This is a genomic window from Lentzea alba (genome assembly GCF_011067745.1).
In the GTDB taxonomy this organism is placed as follows: domain Bacteria; phylum Actinomycetota; class Actinomycetes; order Mycobacteriales; family Pseudonocardiaceae; genus Lentzea; species Lentzea alba.
In genome coordinates, this window is sequence record NZ_JAAMPJ010000003.1 from 440,104 (window position 1) to 463,509 (window position 23,406).

The window sequence follows — 23,406 nt, forward strand, 5'->3', positions numbered from 1 at the left end:
GCCGGACTTCAAGCTGCCGCTCTACGGCGCTGACACCGAACGCGGCGACCTCGCTCCCTGAGTCGCCGTCGTTCTCGTCCGTCACCCATCACACGTTTCGCAGGGAGCTTTGCCATGCGTTCGTTCATCCACGCGCTGCCGAAGGTCGAGCTGCACGTCCACCTCGTCGGCTCGGCCGGCGTCGACACGGTCCTGGAACTCGCCCGCCGCCACCCGTCGGCCGGTGTGCCGACCGACCGGGACGAGCTGGCCCGGTTCTACGCGTTCCGGGACTTCGACCACTTCCTGAAGGTCTACTGGGCGGTCCAGTCGATGCTGGAGGACCGCCATGACATCCACACCCTCGTCGTCGGCCTGGCCCGTGAGCTCGCCGCGCAGAACGTCCGGTACGCCGAGGTCACCGTGACGCCGTACAACCACCTGCTGGACGGCATGTCCGGCGACGAACTCCTCGCCGGGCTCGCCTCCGGGCGTTCCAGCGCCGCCGGCCTGGGAGTGGAACTGGCCTGGTGCTTCGACATCCCGGGCGAGAAGGGCCTGGCCGGGGCGAGGGAAACGCTTGCGTTCGCGGTGACCGAGCGTCCCGACGGCCTGGTCTCCTTCGGCCTCGGCGGACCCGAGGCCGGCGTCGGCCGCGCCCAGTTCGCGCCGTTCTTCGACGCCGCAAGGGCCGCGGGCCTGCACTCGGTGCCACATGCGGGGGAGACCAGCGGTCCGGAGACGATCTGGGCCGCGGTCCGGGACCTGCGCGCCGAGCGGATCGGGCACGGCACGAGCTGCGTCGAGGACCCGGCCCTGCTGGAACACCTGGCGCTGAAGGGAATCGTGCTGGAGGTGTGCCCGACCTCGAACGTGCGCACACGACAGGTGGCGTCGATCTCGGCGCACCCCGTGCGGCAGATGCTCGCCGCCGGGGTGGTGGTCACGCTGAACACCGACGACCCGCCGTTCTTCGGCGCCACACTGGAAGGCGAGTATCTGGAGGTGGCGTCGGCGCTCGACCTCGGGCACGCGGACGTGGCGCGGCTGGCGGAGAACGCCGTGCTGGCGTCCTTCCTGCCGAACTCGCGCAAGACCGAGCTGCTGGAGGAGATCGCCGCGGTGCAAGCCCCGGCAGCGGGGTTCAGGTGAAGATCGTGCCTGATGAGCGCACCGTCACGGTGCCACCGGGGTGGATCATCGCGCTGAGCAACCGGTTGTGCCGCCGGACGATCTGCTCGGCGGTGAGACCGGCCTCGGGGTCGCCGGTCGCCGCCGTCGAGTGGCCGTCCTCGACCAGCACCACGTCGAACTCACGGCTCACGGCGGCCCGCGCGGTCGCGTCCACGCAGTAGTCGGTGGCCACGCCCGTCAGCACGATGGTGTCGACGTCCTTGAGGAGGGTCGCGAGGTCGCTGCGGTAGAAGCCGTCCGTCGCGGACTTCTGGACCACGAAGTCCTGCGGCTGCAGGCGAAGGCGCGCGCTGAGCCGTGTGCCCGGCGCTTCGGGTGCGAACATCGCGCCGCCGACCTGTTGCAACGCCACGACCGGCACGCCGTGGGCACGGGCTCGGTCGGCGAGGTCGGCGATCAGGTCCGCCAACTCCGCGCCCCGCCAGATGAAGGGGATCAGCACCTCTTGCACGTCGACGATCACGAGCGCCGGCTTCATCCGGCCACGCTATCGGAGTTCGGCGGCGGAGCGCGGGGTGTCTGGGGCAGGATGGGGGAACATCAACATTGGGGGTTTTGTGAAACGAACGCTCGTCGTCCTCACAGCCGTTCTGGCCGCGCTCGGGATCGCTCCCACGGCCAACGCCGCGCGCACCACGTCGCTCGTGGTGCTCGGCGACTCCTACGCGTCCGGCACGGGAGCCGGCGCTTATCAGGACGGAACCGCCGGCAACTGCTGGCGCAGCAACAACTCCTACGGCGAACTGGTGGCCGCCCGCCTGCGCGCCGCCGGCCGGCTCGGCTCGTTCACGAACGTGAGCTGCAGTGGCGCCGCCACCGCGGACTTCTCCCGTCCGTTCAAGGACCGTCCGGCCCAGCTCGACGCTCTGAAGCGCGACACCAACCTGGTGCTGCTCACCGTGGGTACCAACGACATCGACTACGCGACCTATGGCGGCATCTGCATCCAGGCGGACTGCACCGGTGCTCCGACCGACGCGATTCTGGCCAAGCTGCCCCAGATGGGCGGCAACGTCACCGCGCTGCTCACCGAGATCCACAAGCGCAGCCCGTACGCCCGGATCGTGGTCGTGGGCTACGGCCGTCAGGTGTCCCCTTCGGTCAACCCGCCCGGCGCCACCCTCGACCCGATTTGCGGCGACGGCATCCTCACCACCTCGGAACGCAGTGAGGGCAACAAGGTGGCCGACGGCCTCGACGCCACCCTGCGCTCCGCGGTGATCGCGGCCGCGCGCAAGTACGTGCCCGTCACGTACGCCAGCCCGTTCTCCCGTCCCGACACCTTCGACGGGCACGCGCTGTGCGAGGCCGGCACGCCGTTCCTGCGCGGGTTCGACGCGCTGGCACCGGGACAGGAAGGGCCGGAAGCCGTGTTCCACCCGAACCAGCAGGGCCAGGCGGCACTGGCCACGCTCGTCCGAGCCTGATCAGTTCGGCCTGATTCGCTGACCGGCGGAGCGCTCTGCGCAAGTCAGAGCGTTCCGCCGTTCTGGTGATGGACGCCGCACGAACGGGCGAGGATCGTGCAGCAGGTGGAGCAGGTCGTCGAAGTGACGGGCTTGGACGCGGCGTACGAGGTGATCAGCTCGGTGTACGCGCGGCTGCGGTTCACCAGCGGTGACTGGAGTTCGGTGCTGCGGTTGGCCTCCCGGAGGCTCGGTCCGGTCCGGTTCGACCAGTTCGGCGGTCACATGGGGTTCGAAGCGTCCGGTGAGCCGATCAGTGACTACGTCTTCGGGCATCTGACGTCCGGGCGGGTCTCGTACACCTCGGACGGTGAGGACCGGTTCATGGCTCCCGGTGAAGTGTTCCTCACCGTCCCTCCCGGCCGTCCTTTCACGGCGGGAGCCCAGGACCCGCAGGCGTCGATGGTCGTGTTCGGCCAGGCCGTGCTGGACGAGGTCGCCGATGGCGTCCGTTTCGAAAGCTGCCGCCCTCTCTCGCCTCGCGCAGCTGCTGCATGGCTGTCGACGTGCGTACATCTGCAAAATGAAGTACTGCCGGTGTTCAAAGACAACCCGCTTGTGACGGCGAACGCGACACGGCTGTTGGTGGCCACCACACTCGCGACCTTCCCCAACAGCACGCTGGTTGGCTGGACAGCGGCGGAACGTCGTGACGCACACCCTCGGACCGTGCAGCGAGCTGTCGCGTTCATCGAGGACAACGCCGCGAAAGACATCACCGCCGCTGACATCGCGCGCGCCGCACGCGTGTCCATCCGCGCGACGCAGCTCGCGTTCCGCCGTCACCTCGACACGACGCCGATGGCCTACCTCCGACGCGTGCGCCTCTCGTGTGCGGACGCCGACCTGCGCGCCGCGAACGGCTCCGTCACGGCGATCGCCGCCCGGTGGGGTTACGCCCGTCCGAGTGTCTTCGCCGCTCACTACCGCGCCGCTTACGGAGTCTCGCCGTCGCAGACCCTGCGGTCATGCTGACGCACTTCGCTTTCCCGGCCGTGCCTTCGTTTCCGCTGCTATCGTTCGGGCTTCGCGGTGCGGTGAAGTGAACTCCCTTTCTATGAGGTGAGATCCGATGACCGGCTGTGAGACCAGCCCGTTCGCCGTGCGGACGCAACGCTCTGGCACCCGTTTCGTGGCCACTTGCAACGGCGAGATGGACATCACGACCTGCGACCTGTTGTTCGCCGCGGTGCTCCCGGGCATCACCGACACCGCGACCGAGCGCGTGTCCATCGACCTGGCCGAGGTGACCTTCCTGTCCGCGAGCGGCCTGCGCAGCCTGCTGCTCCTGCTGTGCGCCGCGCACTACAACGGCAAGTCGTTGACCCTGCACCACACTCAGCCCCAGGTGCGCCGAGTGCTCGACCTGTTCGGCTTCACCACCTTCAAAGCGGGCCTTGTGTGGGATGCGACCATGTCGCCGAAAGACCGCCATCGCTAGCTTGACCAGCTATGTTGCTCCCGCTGGTACTGGTACTCGCGCTGACCCCGCCCACCGCCGCGGTCACGGTGCCGGGCGCTGAACATCAGCAACTCGCCCGCCTGACCGACCTCACCACCACCGGCACCACGCGGTCCGGCCACACCGACCCGGCCGACTGGGCGGGCCTCACGAGCGCCGCGCTGCCCGTGCCCGCCGCCGTTCCCGGCATCCAGATCGACGGCTACTTCCCGGACACCTCAAGCACGAACACCAACCACGGCTGGCAACACGACGCCCAGTTCGTGCTCAGACTGCCCGACCGCTGGAACGGCGGCCTGGTCGTGACCGGCGCCCCCGGCGTGCGCGAGCAATACGCCAACGACCGCGCCATCTCCGACTGGGTCCTGTCCCGCGGCTACGCCTTCGCGTCCACCGACAAGGGCAACACCGGCGCCCAGTTCTACCGCGACGGCCGCGCGATGGAGGAGTGGAACCGCCGCTTCACCCAGCTCACCACCGCCGCCCGCACCGCGGTCACCCGCCGCTACGGCCACGCCCCGCGCCGCACCATCGCCACCGGCATCTCCAACGGCGGCTACCTGGTCCGCTGGCAACTGGAGAACCGCGGTCACCTGTACGACGGCGGCGTCGACTGGGAAGGAACACTGTGGACGACCGACGGCCCGAACCCGCTGACCTTCCTGCCTCCCGTGCTCCGCGCCTACCCGGCCTACGTCGCGGGCAGCTCGGACGCGCACGCCCAGATGGTCGCGGCGGGCTTCCCCGCCGGCACGGAGTTCCTGTGGGACTACCACTACCGCTATTACTGGGACCTCACCCAACGGATCTACCGCGAGGAGTTCGATCCGGGGTTCGACGGCGCCTTGGAGGCAGGGGTTCCGTTCTGCGCCTCGGGAACTCCTTCCTGCGATGCGGACTACTCGTATGCCGCGCGACGTCGAATCGCCGGACCGTTGGTGTCGCGGATCGACCTGACCGGCAAGGTGAAGCGGCCGCTGCTGACCGTGCACGGGACGTACGACGTGCTGTTGCCGATCAGCCAGGACTCGGACGTGTACGCGGCGATGACGCCCGATCGGTTGCACCGGTACTACCGCGTTGAGCAGGGCACGCACGTGGACGGGTTAGTGGACGCGTATCCGGACCGGCTGCGGCCGCTCGCGCCTTGCCACCGTGCGGCGTTCGTGGCGCTGGAACGGTGGCTGGACGGGGTGGCGCCGCCGAAGTCCGCGACCCTGTCCAGGCCGGCTGACGTGTCGACGTGCCCGCTGTCGTGATGTGGTCCCAGGTCGAACGGCACGCTCACCGGGCCACGGTGCTTTCCCGGACCAGCAAGGAGAACGGGGTCTGCACGTCGGCCGGCACGAGATCGGGCGAGCCCGCCCGCGAGTGCAGCAGGTCGACGGCGGCGGAGGCGATGGCGGCCTTGTCGGGAGCGATGGAGGTCAGGGACGGCGAGCTGTAGAGGCTTTCCTCGTTGTTGTCGAAGCCGACGACGGCCAGGTCGTGCGGCACGCGCACGAGACGTTCGGCGGCGGCGCGCATGGCGCCGATGGCCAGCAGGTCGTTGAAGCAGAACACGGCGTCGGGTGGGTTTCGCAGGTCCAGCAACGACTTCATCGCCGCGGCGCCGTCCGCGCGGTGGTAGTTCAGAGCGGGCACCACCAGTGAGGGGGCGAACTCCAGGTCCGCCTCGGCCAGCGCGGCGCGGTAGCCCTCCAGGCGCAGGGCCGCGGTGCCGCGCTGGGGGTGGGCGCCAATGGCGGCGATTCGCTTGCGGCCCAACGAGACCAGGTGACCGACCGCGGTCTTGGCGGCGGCCACGTTGTCTATGCCAACGCGGGAGATCGGGACGTCGACGGCGTGCTCGCCCAGGAGCACCGCGGGGACGGACAGCTGGAAGTCGTCCACCTGCAAGGCTTCCGGGCTGAGGATCGCGGCGTCCACCAGGTGCGGGCCCAGTGAGGCCAGGGCGAGCCGTTCGCCGGACAGGGTGCCGAAGGTCTGCTCGATGAGCACGTTCCACTCGTGTTCCTGGGCGGCGGCGATCACGAGGCCGGCCAGTTCGGCGAAGTACGGGATGGAGAGTTCGGGCAGGACCAGCGCGATGAAGCCCGTGCGGCCGCGGCGCAGGTTGCGGGCGCCCAGGTTCGGGCGGTAGCCGGTGGCCTCGAGGGCCGCTTCGACGCGGGCGCGGTTGTCCGGTTTGACGAACGAGTAGCCGTTGACCACGTTCGACACGGTCTTCACCGAGACACCCGCCAGCCGGGCGACGTCCTTGAGCGTGGCCACGCGCAGCCTCCAGAAAAGTACCGGGAAAAGTACCGGGAAGTCTCGGTATTTACATCGTTGGAACAACGATGCAAATCTAGCTTGTGAGAGCGCGTCCACGCACAGCCTGGTACGTAGGAGCCAACGATGTCTCGCATCCTGCTGATCGCCGCCACCGCACTTCTCGTCACGGGGTGCACCGCCAGAGAGAGCCAGCAGACCACGAGCAGTGGCGGGCCGGCCGCGTCCGCCGCCCAGCAGCAGAGCGCCGGACCGGGCTGTGCGCGGAGCAGGACCGGCTACCCGCAGGTCGAACTGGAAGGGGCAACGGTCGGCTTCTCCCAGTCGGAGAAGGAAACGAACCCCTTCCGCACCGCCGAGACCCAGTCGATCAGGGACGAGGCGGCCAAGCACAAGGTGAACCTGCTGGTCACGAACGCGCAGAGCGACCTGAACAAGCAGATCAGCGACATCAAGTCGTTGCTGGACCGCGGGGCGAAGCTGCTGATCGTGGCACCGCTCAACTCCGACGGTCTCCAGCCCGCGTTCGACGCGGCCAAGGCCAAGCAGGTGCCGGTGGTCACCATCGACCGCAAGGTGACCTCGCAGCCCTGCACGGACTACCTGACGTTCATCGGCAGTGACTTCGTCGAACAGGGCAAGCGCGCCGCCCAGCAGATGATCAAGGCGACCGGCGGCACCGGCAAGGTCGCGATCCTGCTCGGTGCCTCGGGCAACAACGTCACCGTCGACCGGACCAAGGGCTTCAAGGACGGCATCGCCGGCACCCCCGGCCTGACGGTGGTCGCCGAGCAGACCGGCGAGTTCGATCGGTCCAAGGGCCAGGCCGTGATGGAGCAGCTCATCCAGAGCAACCCGGACATCACCGCCGTGTACGCGGAGAACGACGAGATGGGCGTCGGCGCCGTGACCGCGCTCAAGGCCGCGGGCAAGCAGCCGGGCAAGGACGTCAAAGTCGTGTCCATCGACGGCACGCGCACCGCCGTGCAGTTGATCGCGGACGGCGGCTACACCGCGGTCGTCGAGTCGAACCCGCGGTTCGGGCCGCTCGCGTTCGACACGCTGGAGAAGTTCGGCAAGGGCGAGGAGATCCCGCAGAACATCGTGATCTCCGACGACGAGTACGACACCACCAACGCCCAGCAGAAGCTCAACAATGCCTACTGAAACATCTGCTGGTCCGGTGATCGAGGTCGCCGGCGTGACCAAGACCTTCGCCGGCGTGCGCGCACTCGACGACGTGGACTTCGCACTCAAACGCGGCGAGATCCACGCGCTCGTCGGGGAGAACGGTGCCGGCAAGTCGACCTTGATCAAGGTGCTGACGGGCATCCACACTCCCGACGGTGGCCGAGTGACGCGCAACGGCCAGATCTCCACGATCTACCAGGAGGTCAACCTCGTCCCGCTGATGAGCGTGGCCGCCAACCTGTTCCTCGGCCGCGAGCCGCGCACCCGGTTCGGCCTGATCGACCGCACCCGCCGCGACGCCGACGCCGCCGAACTGCTGCGCGGCTACGGCATCACGGCGGACGTGACCAGTCCACTCGGGACACTCGCGGTCGGCGAACAGCAGATGGTGGCGCTGGCCAGGGCGGTCGAGGCGGACGCGGACGTCGTGATCATGGACGAACCCACCTCGTCGCTCGAACCGCGCGAGGTGGAGACGCTGCTCGAGGTCGTGCGCAAACTCCACCAGGAGGGCATCACGATCATCTACGTCAGCCACCGCATGGACGAGCTCTACCGGATCTGCGACACGGTCACGGTCCTGAGAGACGGGCGGAACGTGCACAGCGGACCTCTCGAAGAACTTCCGCGCATCGAACTCGTCTCGCTGATGCTCGGCCGGTCGGTCGGCGAGATCGAGAAGCACGGCACCACGGCGTTCGGCGAAGATCACCACGCCGACACCCGGCCGGTGCTCGAAGCACGAGGCCTCACCAGCACACCGCGCATCAACGGCGTCGACGTCTCCATCCGGCCCGGCGAGGTCGTGGGCCTCGCCGGACTGCTCGGATCGGGTCGCACGGAGACCGCGAAAGCGATCATCGGCGCACTCCCGCTCGACCACGGCACGGTGTTCGTCGCGGGCAAACCGGTGCCGCGCAACGTGAAAGCCGCCACCAGGGCCGGTATCAGCATGCTCGCGGAAGACCGCAAGACCGAGGGGATCATCCCGAACCTGTCCGTGCGCGAGAACATCGTGCTGGCCGCGCTGCCGAGGCTGAGCCGGTTCGGTGTGATCAGCAGGTCCAAACAGGACCGGATCGTCGACACGTTCGTCAAACGCCTGCGCATCAAGGTGTCCAGCCCGGAGCAGAAGGTCGCGGAACTGTCCGGTGGCAACCAGCAGAAGGTGTTGCTGGCCAGGTGGTTGTGCACCGAACCCAGGATCCTGCTGCTCGACGAACCCACGCGCGGCATCGACGTCGGCGCCAAAGCCGAGGTGCAGGCGCTGATCGACGAACTGGCGCGGGAAGGCTTGGCGGTGTTGCTGATCAGCTCCGAGCTGGACGAACTGCTCGACGGCGCGGACCGGCTCGTCGTGCTGCGGGACGGGGAGGTCGCGGGTGAGCTGGAAGGAGCTCAGCTCACCCGCGAACACGTGCTCAAGGCCATCGCGGCGGAGGTGATGGATGACGCTGCCAGCCACCAAAACAGACACCAAAACAGCCACCAGAACAGCCGCTAGGACACGCTGGCTCCAAGACAACGGTGTCTACGTCGCCGTTGTCGCGCTGCTGCTGTTCAACGCCGTGTTCACGAGCAACTTCCTGACGCTGGGCAACTTCCGCACCCAACTCGTCCAGGCCGCACCCGTTCTGATCGTCGCGCTCGGCATGGCACTGGTGATCGGCACCGAAGGCGTCGACCTGAGCGTCGGCGCCGTCATGGCACTCGCCGCCGCGATCATCCCGCTCTACCTCGGCGCGGGACCGCTGCTCGCGATCCTGATGGCGCTCGTGGCCGGCTTGACCGCCGGAGCCTTCAACGGCTTCCTGGTCGCCAAGGTGGGCATTCAACCGATCGTCGCCACACTGGCGTTGCTGGTGGGCGGCAGAGGCCTGGCGCTGGTCATCGCGGACGGCCAGCTCGTCCAGCTGCACGACCCGGCGTTCCTCGCGCTCGGCACCGACGACCTGCTCGGCCTCCCGATCAGCGTGCTGATCGCGGCACTGCTGGCCATCGCGATCGCCGGACTCACGAACCGCACCACCTTCGGCCGTCAGCTGGTCGCGATCGGTGACAACCGCAAGGCGGCCACCCTGGCCGGTCTGCCGGTCAACCGGGTGCTGGTCGGCGTCTACACCCTCTGCGGCGTGCTCGCGGCGATCTCGGGCGTGCTGGCCACGTCCAGGCTCGGCGCCAGCGACCCCGCCGACATGGGCCTGCTGATGGAACTGTCCGCGATCACCGCGGTGGTCGTCGGCGGAACCCCGCTCACCGGCGGCAAGGTCCGGGTGCTCGGCACGGTGTTCGGCGTGATCCTGATGCAGCTCGTCCGCGCGACGCTGATCAAGCACAACCTGCCGGACTCGATCGCGCAGATGATCCAGGCCGCGATCATCGTCGCCGCCGTGTACGTGGCCCGGGAGCGCCGATGATCACTCAAGCGGCAGCAGTGCGAACCAAGGTCCTGCAACGGCAGGGCGCCGCGGTCGCGCTCGTGCTCGTGGTCGCGGTGTCGTGGCTGGTCTTCCCGCGCTTCGGCAGCCTCGACAACCTGCGCGACCTCGCCCTGCAGGGCTCGTTCCTCGCGGTGATCGCGCTCGGCATGACGTTCGTGATCATCACCGGCGGCATCGACCTGTCCGTCGGCTCGCTGTACGCCCTCGGCGGCGTGCTGGCGGCCTGGGGTTCGCAGTACGGGTTCCTGGTGGCGCTGGCCCTGCCGTTGCTCGTCTGCGGCGCGATCGGGCTGGTCAACGGCCTGCTGATCGCCCGGACGAACATGGCGCCGTTCATCGTCACGCTGGCATCGCTGTTGTTCGCCCGCGGACTCCTGCTCGCGATCACCGACGAGGGCGCCACCACCTACCAGATCGCGCCGGACAGCGCGTTCGTCGAGCTGGGTCGCGGCACGGTGTTCGGCTTCGGCTATCCGATCTTCATCGCAGCCGTGCTGTGCGTGCTCGGTGGCCTGGTGCTGAACCGGACCACCTTCGGCCAGAACGTGTTCGCCACCGGCGGCGCCGAGCAGTCGGCGATCCTCCTGGGCGTTCCCGTCGCCAAGACCAAGATCCGTGTCTACACGGTGAGCGGCACGCTGGCGGGTCTCGCCGGCGCCCTGACCGCCGCCTACCTGCAGTCCGGGGTCACGGTCATCGGCGTCGGCACCGAGCTCGACGCCATCGCGGTGGTGGTCATCGGCGGCACCCTGCTGACCGGCGGCATGGGTACCGTCGTCGGCACGGTGATCGGCGTCGGCCTGATCAAGGTCATCCAGAACGTCATCAACCAGATCGGCACGCTCGACAGCAACTACCAGTCCGTGGTCAGCGGCGTCTTCCTGCTCGTCGTCGTTGTCCTGCAACGAACACTCCGGAGATAGGAGAGCCATGACCAGACGCGTCCTGGGCGTGTTGGTCGGAATCCTGATCACAGCCACCACCGTCGCACCGACCGCGCACGCCGCGGAGTGGGTGCCGAAAACCCCTCCGCTGACGACTCCCTGGACCGACCAGGTGTCGCCGACCAACGCCCTGCCGGAATACCCGCGTCCGCAGCTCGTGCGCACGGAGTGGCAGAACCTCAACGGTGTCTGGGAGTTCGCGGGTGCGCCGAACCTGACCAACCCGCCCTTCGGCAGGCCACTGGCCGAAGGCGTGCTCGTGCCTTACCCGATCGAGTCCGCGCTGTCGGGGATCAAGCGGCACGAGGACAACATGTTCTACCGCCGCACCTTCACCGTGCCGTCCTCTTGGGACGGTCGGCAGGTCAAGCTCAACTTCGGTGCCGTCACCTGGGAGACGAGGGTCTGGGTCAACGGCAGGCAGGTCGGCACGCACACCGGCGGCTTCGACGCGTTCTCGTTCGACATCACCTCGGCGCTGACGACCGGTGCGAACGAGATCATCGTCGGCGTGCACTCGCCGGTCGACGGCAGCCGGTACCCGATCGGCAAGCAGCGCCGGAACCCCGGCGGGATCTTCTACACGGCGGCGTCCGGCATCTGGCAGACCGTGTGGCTGGAACCGGTGCGCAGCGCGCACATCACGCGCCTCGACACCACCCCGGACGTGCCGGCGGGCGTGCTCGACCTCGTCGTCCAGGGCACCGCGGGCCAGCAGGTCACCGCCGAAGTGCTCACGAACGGCCAGGTCGTCGGCTCCGGCAGCGGCACGGTCGGCGGCCATCTGCGGATCCCGGTGCCGAACGCCAGGTTGTGGTCGCCGGACGACCCGTTCCTCTACGACCTGCGCGTGACGTTGGCCGGCGGCGACGTCGTGACCGGCTACTTCGGCATGCGCTCGCTCGGCAAGGCGATGGTCGGGGGCGTCATGCGGCCGTTGCTGAACGGGAAGTTCGTCTTCCAGTTCGGCACGCTCGACCAGGGCTACTGGCCGGACGGCGTCTACACGGCGCCGACCGACGCGGCGTTGCGCTGGGACCTCGAACGCCAGAAAGCGCTGGGGTTCACCATGGTCCGCAAACACATCAAGGTCGAACCGGCGCGCTGGTTCTACCACGCCGACAAGCTCGGTCTGATGGTCTGGCAGGACATGCCGTCCGTCGACGCGGTCGACGAGGTCCCGAACTCGCACGCCAACTACGAGTCCGAGCTGCGCCGGATGATCGACCAGCTGAAGGGCATCACGTCGATCGTGCAGTGGGTGCCGTTCAACGAGGGCTGGGGCGAGTACGACGCGGGCCGGATCGTGGACCTCGTGCGGTCGATCGACAACACCCGCCTGGTCAACCACAACTCGGGCTCCAACTGCTGCGTCTCGGATCCCGATCCGGGCAACGGCGACATCATCGACGACCACGCCTACCAGATCACCACGACCACCCGGCAACCCGACGCCAACCGGGTCGCGATGCTGGGTGAGTTCGGTGGCCTGGGCCGCCGGGTCGTCGGCCACGAGTACCAGCCGGGCGCGGGATTCGCTTACGGCGCCCTGTATCCGGACGAGCAGTCGTTGACCAAGCGGTACGAGGAGGTCACGAAGCAGGTCGCGCGACTGGTGCACACGCGCGGGTTGTCCGCGTCGGTCTACACCGAGCCGTACGACGTGGAGAACGAGGTCAACGGCTTCTACACCTACGACCGCCGCGTGCTGAAGATGACCGAGGCACGCGTGCGGGACATCAACCTGAAGGTGCTGGCCATCGCCCGCGGCACGGCGGTGGGACCGGACGACGTGGTCTCGTTGCGCGTTACCACTTCCGGCTTCACCAACCGCTACCTCCGTCATCAGGAGGGACTCGCCCGCACCGACGTGATCAGCACCGACCTGGGCCGGCTGGACGCCACGTTCCACGTGCGTCCCGGACTCGCCGACGCGGCTTGCCTTTCGTTCGAGTCGAGGAACTTCCCCGGTCAGTTCCTCAGGCACAGCAACGGACGCATCCGCAAGGACGTGAACGACGGCACGATCGCGGCCGACGCCACCTTCTGCGCGCGGGAAGGTGCCGGCGGAACCGCACTGGAGTCGTACAACCAGCGCGGATCGTTCGTGCGGCACTACTTCGAGGGCGTCTACCTGGCGCGCTCCGGTGGCCCGAACCCTTGGGACACACCGAACTCGTTCGCCGCGGACATCACCTGGGCGATCGGCGTCGCGTTGTGGCGCAGCGGCGCGGACCTGCCGCTGGACCAGGCCCGGTCGTTCCGGGTGACCACGCCCGGCTTCACGGACCGCTACCTGCGCCACCGCGACGGCCTCGCGCGCACCGACGTCGTGACCAGCGGGAGCGACGGGCTGCTCAAGTCCGACGCGACGTTCGTGATCCGGCGCGGGCTCGCTGAGCCGACCTGCTACTCGTTCGAGGCCCGCAACTACCCGGGGAACTTCTTGCGGCACGCGGACTTCCGCGTCCGACTCAACGCGAACGACAACACCGACCTGTTCCGCCGCGACGCCACGTTCTGCGCCCAGCAGGGCACTGGGGGCGTGCGGCTGGAGTCGGTCAACGAGCTCGGCACCAACATTCGCCACTACGCGGAGGAGGTCTGGGTCGCCTCGAACGGCGGCGCGCACACGTACGACAACCCTGCCTCGTACAACCAAGACGTGAGCTGGGCCGTGGGCTCACCTTGGGCACCGTAGGAGAGAACATGCTGCTACGCATAGTTTCCGTGTCCGCGATCGTGCTGAGCACGATCACCATCCCTGCCGCGGCGGCTTCCGCCGAAGTCGTCGACGCGATGAGCCGCGACTTCGGGATCACCGCCGCGCAGGCGCTGACCAGGATCCGCGACGAGAAGGTGGCGCTGAAGATCGCGCCGGCCGCCCAGGAAGCCGCCGCCGAGTCCTTCGGCGGCAGCTGGTACGCCGACGGCAAGCTCCGGGTGGCGGTGACCGATCCAGCGAAGGCCGACGCCGTCCGGGCGACCGGCGCCGAACCGGTGTTGCGCACGAAGTCGTTCGCCTCGTTGAACGCGGTGAAGAACGGCATCGACAGACTGTCGAAGGCCGGTTCGGTGTCCAAGGACGTCGCCGGGTGGCGGGTCGACGTCCAGCGCGGTGCCGTCGTGGTCGACGCCCTGCCGGGTGCCGACGTGTCGGGGCTGCCCAAGGACGTCGTCGTCAACACCGAAGGCGTGCAGCGGCCGCAACCGTTCGCGGCCGGCACCGTGGGCGGTGACCCGTTCTACACGGGCAACGTCCGCTGCTCGATCGGCTTCTCCGTGCACGGCGGGTACGTCACCGCCGGACACTGCAACGTCGGCGCCTGGCACGTCTACGGCTGGGACCGGTCGTGGCAGGGCGAGTTCGTCGGCTCTTCCTTCCCCACCAACGACTACGGCTGGGTCCGCACCGGTGGTGGCTGGTGGAACGTTCCGGTCGTGCTCGGCTGGGGTCAGGTGAGCGACGCGCTGGTGCGCGGTTCGTGGGAAGCCCCGCCCGGCACGTCGGTGTGCCGCTCGGGCTCGACCACGCACTGGCACTGCGGCGTCGTCCAAGGCCGCAACGAGACCGTGAACTACGAGCAGGGTGCGGTCTACGAGATGGTCGGCACCTCGGTCTGCGCCCAGCCCGGCGACTCGGGTGGGTCGTTCATCACCGGCGACCAGGCGCAGGGCGTGACCTCCGGTGGGTACGGCAACTGCTCGAGCGGTGGCCGTACGTGGTTCCAGCCGGTCAACGAGATCCTGCGTGTTTACGGGCTGACGCTGCTGACTGCGTGATGCCGACCGGGACGCGGACCTGTGTTTCCGCAGGTCCGCGCTCCGGTGCTCAGTTGAACAGGATCCGCTTGGCCGCGGCCTTTCCTGGCGGCGTGCGCAACGCGGCGAACGCGAACTCGGCGAGCCCGGGACCGCGGACGAGCGACAGGCCGCGTCGTAGCGTCGACCGGATGCGGTAGCGGCGGCGCATCGCCGCGCCGTCGTAGTGCTCCAGCACGTACTTGTTGCCGCTGCGCAGGTAGTCGAACGTGACCGAGGCGGCGAGCTCGGACATCCGCAGGCACGGGTCGAGCCCGCCGGCGGTGAGCGGGGAGACCGCGCCCGCCGCGTCGCCGACCAGCAAACCTTGCGGTGACACGATCTTCCTGAGCAACCCGCCGACCGGGATCGGCCCGCCACGGCGCTGGACCGGGCCGGCGGGTTCCGGCGTCGGGAAGCTGTCGCGGAACCGCTGCAGCAGCTGGGGAAGCGGCGCGGTGAACCGGTCGGCGCGGCCGGCCAGCCCGACGTGCGCGTGTTCGCCGTCGTCGATGACCCAGGCGATGTAGCCGGGCGCGAGCCGCGGGTCGACCACGCAGTGGAACGTCGGCGTGGAGCCGGTTCTGATCGGGTAGACCTCCTCGATGCCGGTGATCAGCTGCCGGTTGACGTCGAGGCCGAGCTTCTTCGCGACGGTCGAGCGGGCGCCGTCCGCACCGATCGTGAACCGCGCTTTGGTCGCCTTGAGCGGGTAGCCGGCGTTGAGGTGGACCTGTGCGCCGGCGCGTTGGGCGTCCTCGACGGCCTGCCGGTAGATGCCCGCCATGTCGCCGACCCGGAACTCGTCCCGATCGCTCACGAGCTCCACCGGTCGGCGCAGGGACGGCGGGTAGAGCAGCACGCGCCGCACGGCCGGTCCGAGGTGCGGCAGGTCGTAGTCGGTGAGCGTGCGCCGGACGAAGATGCCCGTGGTGCGAATGCCGGTGTCGAGGCTGGTCCGGCGCTCGCACACGGCCACGTCGAGGCCCGCCTCGGCGAGCAGGCGAGCGGTGTTGAGGCCGGCCAGACCGGCGCCGACGACGAGCACGTCCACGGTGTCCACGGTCCCGACCATAGGTTCGCGGCGCCGGGCGGTTCCTGGTTCCCGGCAACACCTTCACCGGATCTGCACGGGACCTCCACAACTGTGCACCCTTGACACATCGGAGGTCTGTCGCAAAAGTGGTCTGTACCGCTGCCTCGAACCGTGGTTCGAGGAGGAACCGATGGAGTTGTTCAACCGCCGCACCGCCATGCGCGGAGCACTCGCGCTCGCGGCAACCCCGTTCGCCGCTGGGGTCGCGTCCGCTGACGTCGGAGCTCTGGCGTTCGTGCAGAAGTGGGCCGCGAACCCCGGATCGGCCGGGCTGAAGGCGTTCGTCGGCATCGAGGACGACCGCGCGAACTCGCACCCGTCCGCCACGCACATCTTCGCCGAGAGCGACCAGTACCGGTTCGTGATGCACAAGTCCGATCGGGACGGTTCCGACCGGCAACGCCAGGAAGTGCGCGCGATCCAGACCGGCAGCACCCGGCACGACATGAAGAAGGGCGAGACCTGGCGCTTCAACTACCAGATGTACATCCCGAGCACGTTGAAGGGCACCACCAGCTTCACGCACATCTTCCAGGTCAAGCACACCGGCGTCGCGTCGCCCGTGGTCACGATGTCGCTGTTCCGCTCGGGCTCCACCGAGACCGTCGAGATGAGACTGTTCGGTGCCGGGCAGGCGAAACTCGGCAGCACCCCGCTGGCGCCGTTGCGCAACAAGTGGATCGACGTCGAGATCGAGATCAAGGTCGCCGACTCCGGCAGCCTGCGCTACTCGCTCAAGGACGGCGGCACGACCGTGGTCAACGCGTCCCGCTCCGGTTTCGACACGTGGCTGGGCGGTGACCAGGCGCATCCGAAGTGGGGCATCTACCGGGGCCTCGGCGACTCCGGGCAACTGCAGGACACCTATCTGCTGCTGCGCAACATGAAGGCGTACCGGAACGAATGAGGTGTTCCCAGGCGGACGCCTGAAGGTGAGAATCATCCGCGTGGGGGATCTACACGGACGGACCGTTGAGAGCAGGGCCGGTGTCACCGCCTTCCTGGCGGGCGTGTGGCTGATCGCCGCGCCACCGGTCCTGCACTTCAGCGCGTCCCTGCACGCCTTCCGGCCCTACTGGTGGTCGATGGGCCTGGCTGTCGTGCTCATGCTGCTCGGCATGGTGCGCGCGATGGCACCGCTGGACGTGCCGCTGGCACAACCGATCACGATCGCTTTGGCGCTGTGGCTGGTCATCGTCGCGTTGCGCGGGGGAGACGGCTGGACTTGGGCCGTTTGGCTCAACCAACTGGTCGTTTCGGGCGTGGTCGCGCTCTCGGCCGGGCTGGCGTTGCTGATCGGCATCCGGCGATGAGCGCGAGGCACACGCCGTCGGACAACTGCCTGATCTGCCGCGGTGAGCAGGAAGTGGTCATCGGCATCGAGGAACGCGGGCCGCACGAGCGGATGTACGACTACAAGCGTGTCCTGTTCTGTGCCGCGTGCGACGTCGGCGAGCTGCGGTCGTTCAGCTACGACGACTTCGTCGAGTTCGGCGAGGAAGACGACGTCATGGTGTGGTCGGCCGTGCTGGTGTCCTCCGATGTCTCACGGCTGCGCGCTTCGTTCGCGTGCACCACTCCGTTGGACCACCAGTGCAAGTGCGCGCAACATCTCCGTGCCTACGCCACGGGCGTGCGGGTGGACAAGACGCTGCTGCCGGAGTACGGGCCCGACCGGCACAGCCCGGCCGGGCGTTCCGTCGTGTCGGTCAGGGTGACCGACGGTCTGGCGGAGTTCTGCTGAGTGGTTGGATCAGTCGATCACGGCGGTCGCCTCGATCTCGACCAGGTGCTCGGGCACGTCCAGCGACTGCACCCCGATCAACGTGGCAGGCGGCTTGGCGGTCGCCCCGAGCTTCGTCCGCGCGTTCTCGATGCCCTTGAGCAGCTCCGGCATCTTGTCCTGCGACCAGTCGACGACGTAGATCCTGACCCTGACCAGGTCCTCGAGCGTCGCGCCGGTCGCCTTGAGCGCGGTGTGGACGTTCACGTAGGCCTGTTCCGTCTGGATCGCGAGGTCCGGCACGGCGTCCCAGGCGACTTGGCCGGCGAGGTAGACGGTCTTCGACCCGGACGCGACGGCAACGTGGTGGTAGACGTCGAGCTTCGGCAGCTCGTTGGAGTTGATGAGCGTGATCATGGCTTCCCTTTGCTCTCTTGCGGTTACTCGGTCACCGTAGGAGAGTGTGGTTCGACGTGGAAGAACGCACTTTTTCGTGACTGGGGAACCACAAGGTGAGCAAGCAGCTCAGCGGGGATCTGGCCCGCGCGGATTCGTTGGCGCGCGAGATCTTCTCGGACATCGCCAACAAGTGGGCGTTGCTGATCATCGAGACGATCGGTGAGTCCACGAAGCGGTTCACGGAGTTGAAGACCGAGGTGGACGGGATCAGCCACAAGATGCTGACCCAGAACCTGCGGTTGTTGGAGCGCAACGGGTTGGTGGTCCGGGTGGTGCATCCGACGGTGCCGCCGCGGGTGGAGTACACGCTGACCGAGCCCGGGCAGGCGTTGCGGGCGACGGTGGACGCGATGTGCGCGTGGACGACCCGGTACCTGGGTGAGATCGAGGAGGCTCGACGCCGCTTCGGCACTTAGCCGAGATCTTGTTCCTGGGCCACCTGTTGCAGGAACGAGAGAGCTTCCTCGTTTTCGGGTGTGTTTTCCAGCGTCCGGCCCTCTAGGTAGGTGGCAGCGAAGCTGGCGAGTTCGGCCTCTCCCGTGTGCGGCCGGAACCGCTCGATCAACATCAAGATCACCTGTGGGTCGACCTGGTCGGCTGACGTGCCTACAACCAGTTCGAGTGTGCCGAGAAGATGCTGGTCGATCGTCGCCTCGGTTGACCGAGGTTCAGTCAGGTACTCGAAGGTGTCGGCGGGAAGGTAGACGGGGTGCAACTGGTTGACGAAGGGAGCTGCGGCCTCTTCCAGACGTGTGGCGTAGGTGCGAAACGCGTCGTCTATGCGGGCGTCGCCTGAGTTCAGCGTTGCCCACACCAGTGCCAGCGAGGACATCGCGCTGAGGGGATCCCGATCGAAGAACTCAGGCAGGAGGTCGGTGAGGACCGGTTTGCGTCCGACCAGATCGGGATGCGCGCAGACGATCGAGACCAGCTCGAACGACGCCATCGGGCTCGGACCCCATTCATCTGCTGTGCGAGGAAGCAACAGTTCGAGTCCCTGTTCCAGGATACGACGAGGAAGCCGCCTGGCTTCTCTGGAAAGTGCCGCAGTCAGAGCCACTTTGGCCTCGTCGTTGAGCGGGTCATCTGGGCCCAGAATAGTGAGGATCTCGCTTAGAGATGCGATGTCGTAGGGGATCGCTCGGCTCGTGCCTCCGGATCCGGAGGCGGTGCCAAGCCAGTTGGACAACTGCGCGACGAACATCTGCTCACGCGGATCCGACGTCATGTCAGCGCCGACGAAGGGCGCGCCGGCGCGCAGGAGTCCTTGAGTCAAAGGATCGCCAAGCAACCGTGCTTCCTTAACAGATGGCGAGTCGCCATCGTCGTACTGGGGGATGACGTCTGCTCCGTCGGACGTGAGCGTGATGGCGTCGATGAGTTCGCCCCAGCCCTCCGGGTCCAGTCCCGACTTCCACAGGTGGACTGTGGATCGCCAAGTCGCCAACGGTGTCGCGTCGTCCTGGGTGAGTGGACCTTCGAGAGGCGTGCCCTGCTCGGGGTTGAGGAGCACGCGCAGCGTGACCAGGTTGGCTGAGTAGTTGGCGATGCGAGTGATGACTGTGGCACGTGCTGGCTGGTAGGCCGAGTGAGAGTCGGTCAGCGCCCTGTCGTGGAAGACCCGGATGAGCTCGTCGAGCGTGTCGAGCACTCCTGCCTGCTCGCTGGCCTCAAGTGCGCTGAACAAGCCCCCCGCGAACTGGATGATTGGCCGGCGTTTGACGAATGCCTGGTGTGACGTCAGTGCGAACAGTCCCAGGTCGTCCGACGCGACGACTTCGCCAAAGGGATTGGCGGACAGCACTTTTCGCGTGGCGGCCATTTGTACGAGGAGCTTCATCGTCACCTGGGCGATCAGGTACTCACCGAAGGTCGCGTGCAGGAACTCGTAGGTGCGCAGAGCAGGGGTGGCGCCGTCGTTCAGCGTCGGCGAGTGGATGAAGAAGAAGTTCTCGACCGTGCGATCGGCGTCGTCGATCGGGGTGTCGAATGTGGTGAGCGGCCTGGGGTTCCGGCTCGGAGCGAAGATCGCGAGATCCTGGTTCAGCTCCGCTGCGGTCACGTACTGGTGGCCGCGGTTGAACATCGCGAACGCGGCGATTCCCAGACGCCAGGAGTTCTTGACCGTGAGGTCCTTGATGATGTCCGGCGCCAGCGGCTCGGGACTCTTCTGACTCACCTGGCGCACCACGAACAGGTCGATCAGACGGCGGTATAGCTCGGCGTTCGACAGGCTCGGGTCATTCAGGGGTGCCTGGCTCGGGTCGGCCGCGTAGATGGCCAGCATGAGGAGGAGCAGAGGCTGCCGAGCCAGTTCCAGGTGCTGGTCGAGCACTTCCACGCTGATGGGCCGAAAGCCGGGAGTGGTCAGGTTCGCCGTGTTCCATACGTTCAGCCAACGCGCGATGCGGTGGTCGTCGAACTCTTCGAGCTTGAGAATCGGTACGCCGAGCGGGATGCGCGCCCGATCCGCGACGAGCAGTCTGGAGGTGACGAGCACAGCGACCGGTCGGCCGAGGTCTGTCTGGTGGCGCTGGAATTCCTGTATCTGATGGAGATAGTTCGACTGGTGCACCCCGCTCGCCTGGATCAGCTCGTCGAAACCGTCCAGCAGAACCACAGGCAGAGTGTCCTCACACATGTCCGCGAAGTCCTGCCAGTCGATGCTCTTCCCGAGGACGCGACGGAGCGTCGACTCGATCTGGTCCTGCAAGCGGTCCTCGGCACGAACCTTGCGGAGTTGGACGGTGACCACGGTGAACAGATCGGCCGGCAGCCTTGCGGCGAGGACCTCCATCAGCAGCGACTTGCCCGCACCGGGGTTGCCGAGCATCAGGAGCGGGCAGGTGGTGCTTTCGGGCCCTGCGAGGTGCGCTGCCAGAAACGTGTCGAGGTTGTCGCGGACTTCCGTCTCAGTGTGCGCGGTCCACCAGTCAGTGGATGACGCGAACGTCTTGTCGTCGTAGACCGCGAGTCGGTAGGCGGGGGCGATGAACCCGTCCTCGACAGTCGGAAACACGGCTTCGACCGAGGACGGATCAATGTTGGAGCCGATGATCGGCCTGGTGAGCACTGCCTCGGCGACGTTTCGGAGCCTCTTCCGATGTGTCTGGCCCAGCGAGGCCTTCCCAGGCGAGATGAGTGCCATCAGTTGGGCGAAGAGCTCCAGCGACTCCGTGCGGGCGGACGCCAGGGTCTGCGTGAGCTTGGCGTCACTCTCTTCGATCATGGCGCGCGTCGCGGCGTGTTCACCCAGCAGCGCCCAGATCTGGAACTCCGGGATGGCGGAGGCGATCCCGATGTAGTGGTGCACGTAGGCGTTTGACGCTTTGACCATCACGGCGTTCGAGAACTCGACGGTGTGGAGACGCGCCGTCTTGTCGACCAGCTTGCCGAGGAATCGGCGCACGTCGACGATCGCCCTGCTGAGGAACTGGGACCGGAGTCCGTCGAGGTTCTCGTAGAAGCCGCGGGTGGAGTTCGGGGCCGGCACCGCCATGGCTGTGAGAGACGGCAGGGCAGAGACCTCCTTCTTGCCCTGTGGCGGTGTTGCGAACAGGATGCGGAACTTTTCGCGGTCGGTGATCTTGAGCTTGCCGAAGTCCTCGCCGATCTCTTCTCGGAACGCGTCGAAGACCGCCGTGACGGCGATGATCGTGTGCGCGGCGGCGATGAGCTCGTGGCGGTACCTGCCGGACAGACCGGTGAGCTTGTCGGTGATGCCGTCGAGGATCTTGCGAAGTGACGCCGTGGCCTCGTTCTTCGGATCGACCAGGCTCAGCACGTCGGGCTCGATCGCCCCGCCCACCAGGATGCTCACGCCGAGGAACGTGTCGGCCTTGTCCAACCACGGTCGGTCGTACTTGCCGAGGACGCGGAGCGCGCCTTCGTACGAGAACAGGGCCGGGCGCGACATCCACTACCTCCGCTGGGCGACTGGAAGGCCTATCGCCCAGCGTGTGGCACGGGTTACACCCAAACGAATTGGTCACCGACCTTGATAGTCACTAATCAGTGACTATATGGTGGAGGCATGACTGAGAAGAAGATCATTGCCGTGGTGGGTTCGACCGGCGAGCAGGGTGGTTCCGTCGCGCGGGCATTGCTGGCAGACGGTGAGTTCGCGGTGCGTGCGCTCACCCGCAACGTGGAGTCGGACGCCGCCAAGGAGCTTGCCGCGTTGGGAGCCGAGGTCGTTGCGGCCGACCTGTACGACGTCGACAGCCTGCGGAGGGCGTTCGACGGTGCGTACGGGGCGTACCTGGTGACGCCGTTCTTCACGCACCTGTCGGCGGCCAAGGAGATGGAGGAGGTCACGAACCTCGTCGAGGCGGCCAAAGGGGTGCGGCACGTCGTGTGGTCGACGTTGGAGGACACCCGCGAGGTGATCTCGCTCGACGACGACCGGATGCCGACGCTCGACGAGAAGTACAAGGTGCCGCACTTCGATGTGAAGGGTGGCGAGGCGGACGCGTTGTTCGAGCAGGCAGGGTTGCCGACGACGTATGTGCGGATGTCGTTCTACTGGAACAACTTGCTGCGTGACCTGGCGCCGCGCCGCAACCAGGAAGGGACGTTGGAGCTGTCGTTGCCGATGGGGGAGAGCAAGATCTCCGGCCTTGCCGGCGAGGACATCGGCAAGGCGATCGTGAGCGTGTTGAAGCGACCGGAGACCATCGGGCACACGATCGGGCTCGGGACCGAACATCTGACCGGACAGCAGGTGGCCGAGGCGTTCAGCGACGTGCTGGGGGAGGCCGTCAGGTACGAGCCCATGTCCCACAACGACTTCCGAGCGCTCGGCTTCCCGGCGGCGGCCGAGCTGGGCAACATGTTTCAGTACTACACCGAGTTCGACACGCACATCCTGCCGCGCCGGGACGCGGAACTCACCCGCGAGATCGTGCCGACCTGGTTGACGCTCAAGGACTTCCTCGCGCTGCACCGCGCGGAGATCACGATCGGGTAGTGATCTCCGCGAACACCGCCTTGAACGACGCGAACCGGTCGGAGCCGACCTGGCGGGCGAGCCGGGCCTCGATGTCGGCGATGATCCGCTTGGCCTGGGCCATCTGGTCGCGGCCCAGTTCGGTGGGCACGACCAGCTTCGCCCGCCGGTCCGCGGGGTCGGGCTGGCGGGTGACGTAGCCGAGGCGTTCGAGCTCGTCGATCAGCGTGCCGACGACCTGCTTGTGCTGGCCGGAGCGTTCGGACAGCTCGCTCGCGCGCGTGCCGCCGGCCGCGAGGTAGGCCATGATCGCGCCGTGGCGTGGCCGCAGGTGCTCGTGGCCCGCCTCGGCGAGACGGGTGAAGAGCTCCTTCTGGAAGCTCGCGAGCAGGTGCGCGGAGAGCACGCCGATGTCCGACATGCCGAGC

At 67.5% G+C, this 23,406-nt stretch carries 22 protein-coding genes; 16 read left to right on the forward strand and 6 right to left on the reverse strand.

Annotation, left to right across the window (positions count from 1 at the left end):
* Nucleotides 1-114 precede the first annotated feature (114 nt).
* Nucleotides 115-1,131 (forward strand): adenosine deaminase, encoded by a 1,017-nt coding sequence (gene add, locus G7043_RS14485; RefSeq protein ID WP_166046124.1) that lies wholly within the window; start codon nucleotides 115-117, stop codon nucleotides 1,129-1,131.
* On the opposite strand, the gene G7043_RS14490 is transcribed toward add, so the two are convergent.
* Nucleotides 1,124-1,651, reverse strand: a complete 528-nt coding sequence (locus tag G7043_RS14490) for an isochorismatase family protein (protein WP_166046125.1) — start codon at nucleotides 1,649-1,651, stop codon at nucleotides 1,124-1,126. The two genes, add and G7043_RS14490, sit on opposite strands and share 8 nt — an antisense overlap.
* Nucleotides 1,652-1,730: 79 nt before the next feature.
* Here G7043_RS14490 and G7043_RS14495 point away from each other — a divergent pair, with 79 nt between their 5' ends.
* The 4 genes from G7043_RS14495 to G7043_RS14510 all read left to right on the forward strand — a co-directional run bounded on the left by G7043_RS14495 (nucleotide 1,731) and on the right by G7043_RS14510 (nucleotide 5,360).
* A complete protein-coding gene (locus tag G7043_RS14495; protein WP_166046126.1) occupies nucleotides 1,731-2,600 on the forward strand; it encodes an SGNH/GDSL hydrolase family protein in 870 nt (289 codons plus the stop codon).
* Between the two features lie 105 nt (nucleotides 2,601-2,705).
* Nucleotides 2,706-3,614 (forward strand): helix-turn-helix transcriptional regulator, encoded by a 909-nt coding sequence (locus G7043_RS49860; RefSeq protein WP_166046127.1) that lies wholly within the window; start codon nucleotides 2,706-2,708, stop codon nucleotides 3,612-3,614.
* Nucleotides 3,615-3,711: 97 nt separating this feature from the next.
* The gene (locus G7043_RS14505) at nucleotides 3,712-4,080 is read left to right on the forward strand and encodes an STAS domain-containing protein (protein WP_166046128.1); all 369 of its coding nucleotides are present in this window, start codon (nucleotides 3,712-3,714) and stop codon (nucleotides 4,078-4,080) included.
* Between the two features lie 11 nt (nucleotides 4,081-4,091).
* Nucleotides 4,092-5,360, forward strand: a complete 1,269-nt coding sequence (locus tag G7043_RS14510) for a tannase/feruloyl esterase family alpha/beta hydrolase (RefSeq protein WP_166046129.1) — start codon at nucleotides 4,092-4,094, stop codon at nucleotides 5,358-5,360.
* A gap of 25 nt (nucleotides 5,361-5,385) precedes the next feature.
* Here G7043_RS14510 and G7043_RS14515 read toward each other — a convergent pair whose 3' ends face one another.
* Nucleotides 5,386-6,375 carry a LacI family DNA-binding transcriptional regulator gene (locus tag G7043_RS14515; RefSeq protein WP_166046130.1) on the reverse strand — a complete coding sequence of 330 codons (990 nt, stop codon included), beginning with the start codon at nucleotides 6,373-6,375 and terminating at the stop codon, nucleotides 5,386-5,388.
* A gap of 126 nt (nucleotides 6,376-6,501) precedes the next feature.
* Between G7043_RS14515 and G7043_RS14520 the strand changes: the two genes are divergently transcribed.
* The 6 genes from G7043_RS14520 to G7043_RS14545 are packed head-to-tail and all read left to right on the forward strand — an operon-like array spanning nucleotide 6,502 to nucleotide 14,734.
* Nucleotides 6,502-7,542 carry an ABC transporter substrate-binding protein gene (locus G7043_RS14520; protein ID WP_166046131.1) on the forward strand — a complete coding sequence of 347 codons (1,041 nt, stop codon included), beginning with the start codon at nucleotides 6,502-6,504 and terminating at the stop codon, nucleotides 7,540-7,542.
* The gene (locus G7043_RS14525) at nucleotides 7,532-9,070 is read left to right on the forward strand and encodes a sugar ABC transporter ATP-binding protein (RefSeq protein ID WP_166046132.1); all 1,539 of its coding nucleotides are present in this window, start codon (nucleotides 7,532-7,534) and stop codon (nucleotides 9,068-9,070) included. The genes G7043_RS14520 and G7043_RS14525 overlap by 11 nt, the downstream gene beginning before the upstream one ends.
* Entirely contained in the window at nucleotides 9,015-9,983 is a 969-nt protein-coding gene (locus tag G7043_RS14530) for an ABC transporter permease (protein WP_166046133.1), read from the forward strand. The genes G7043_RS14525 and G7043_RS14530 overlap by 56 nt, the downstream gene beginning before the upstream one ends.
* Complete coding sequence (locus G7043_RS14535; RefSeq protein ID WP_166046134.1) at nucleotides 9,980-10,930, forward strand: ABC transporter permease; 951 nt, start codon at nucleotides 9,980-9,982, stop codon at nucleotides 10,928-10,930. The genes G7043_RS14530 and G7043_RS14535 overlap by 4 nt, the downstream gene beginning before the upstream one ends.
* Nucleotides 10,931-10,937: 7 nt before the next feature.
* Nucleotides 10,938-13,652: an AbfB domain-containing protein gene (locus tag G7043_RS14540; RefSeq protein ID WP_166046135.1), complete on the forward strand. Its 2,715-nt coding sequence runs from the start codon at nucleotides 10,938-10,940 to the stop codon at nucleotides 13,650-13,652.
* An 8-nt stretch (nucleotides 13,653-13,660) separates the two neighbouring features.
* On the forward strand, nucleotides 13,661-14,734 hold the full coding sequence (locus G7043_RS14545) for a S1 family peptidase (protein ID WP_166046136.1): 1,074 nt from the start codon (nucleotides 13,661-13,663) through the stop codon (nucleotides 14,732-14,734).
* Nucleotides 14,735-14,783: 49 nt separating this feature from the next.
* Here the strand turns inward: G7043_RS14545 and G7043_RS14550 are convergent, their stop codons facing one another.
* On the reverse strand, nucleotides 14,784-15,815 hold the full coding sequence (locus G7043_RS14550; protein WP_313887876.1) for an NAD(P)/FAD-dependent oxidoreductase: 1,032 nt from the start codon (nucleotides 15,813-15,815) through the stop codon (nucleotides 14,784-14,786).
* A 163-nt stretch (nucleotides 15,816-15,978) separates the two neighbouring features.
* Between G7043_RS14550 and G7043_RS14555 the strand changes: the two genes are divergently transcribed.
* Genes G7043_RS14555 through G7043_RS14565 form a run of 3 tightly spaced genes read left to right on the forward strand, consistent with a single transcriptional unit; the run spans nucleotide 15,979 to nucleotide 17,592 of the window.
* Entirely contained in the window at nucleotides 15,979-16,755 is a 777-nt protein-coding gene (locus G7043_RS14555) for a heparin lyase I family protein (protein ID WP_207311144.1), read from the forward strand.
* Between the two features lie 40 nt (nucleotides 16,756-16,795).
* Nucleotides 16,796-17,161 (forward strand): hypothetical protein, encoded by a 366-nt coding sequence (locus G7043_RS14560; RefSeq protein ID WP_166046138.1) that lies wholly within the window; start codon nucleotides 16,796-16,798, stop codon nucleotides 17,159-17,161.
* Nucleotides 17,158-17,592 carry a hypothetical protein gene (locus G7043_RS14565; RefSeq protein WP_166046139.1) on the forward strand — a complete coding sequence of 145 codons (435 nt, stop codon included), beginning with the start codon at nucleotides 17,158-17,160 and terminating at the stop codon, nucleotides 17,590-17,592. Before G7043_RS14560 ends, G7043_RS14565 begins: the two co-directional genes overlap by 4 nt.
* Nucleotides 17,593-17,601: 9 nt before the next feature.
* Here the strand turns inward: G7043_RS14565 and G7043_RS14570 are convergent, their stop codons facing one another.
* Nucleotides 17,602-17,988 carry a RidA family protein gene (locus G7043_RS14570; protein ID WP_166046140.1) on the reverse strand — a complete coding sequence of 129 codons (387 nt, stop codon included), beginning with the start codon at nucleotides 17,986-17,988 and terminating at the stop codon, nucleotides 17,602-17,604.
* Between the two features lie 95 nt (nucleotides 17,989-18,083).
* Here G7043_RS14570 and G7043_RS14575 point away from each other — a divergent pair, with 95 nt between their 5' ends.
* Complete coding sequence (locus G7043_RS14575) at nucleotides 18,084-18,446, forward strand: winged helix-turn-helix transcriptional regulator (protein WP_313887877.1); 363 nt, start codon at nucleotides 18,084-18,086, stop codon at nucleotides 18,444-18,446.
* On the opposite strand, the gene G7043_RS14580 is transcribed toward G7043_RS14575, so the two are convergent.
* Nucleotides 18,443-21,946, reverse strand: coding sequence for an NACHT domain-containing protein (locus G7043_RS14580; protein WP_166046141.1), 3,504 nt, complete (start codon nucleotides 21,944-21,946; stop codon nucleotides 18,443-18,445). The two genes, G7043_RS14575 and G7043_RS14580, sit on opposite strands and share 4 nt — an antisense overlap.
* Before the next feature lie 117 nt (nucleotides 21,947-22,063).
* Here G7043_RS14580 and G7043_RS14585 point away from each other — a divergent pair, with 117 nt between their 5' ends.
* A complete protein-coding gene (locus G7043_RS14585; RefSeq protein WP_166046142.1) occupies nucleotides 22,064-22,999 on the forward strand; it encodes an NmrA/HSCARG family protein in 936 nt (311 codons plus the stop codon).
* On the opposite strand, the gene G7043_RS14590 is transcribed toward G7043_RS14585, so the two are convergent.
* Nucleotides 22,986-23,399 carry a MarR family winged helix-turn-helix transcriptional regulator gene (locus tag G7043_RS14590; RefSeq protein WP_278185749.1) on the reverse strand — a complete coding sequence of 138 codons (414 nt, stop codon included), beginning with the start codon at nucleotides 23,397-23,399 and terminating at the stop codon, nucleotides 22,986-22,988. The genes G7043_RS14585 and G7043_RS14590 overlap by 14 nt on opposite strands.
* Nucleotides 23,400-23,406: the final 7 nt, after the last annotated feature.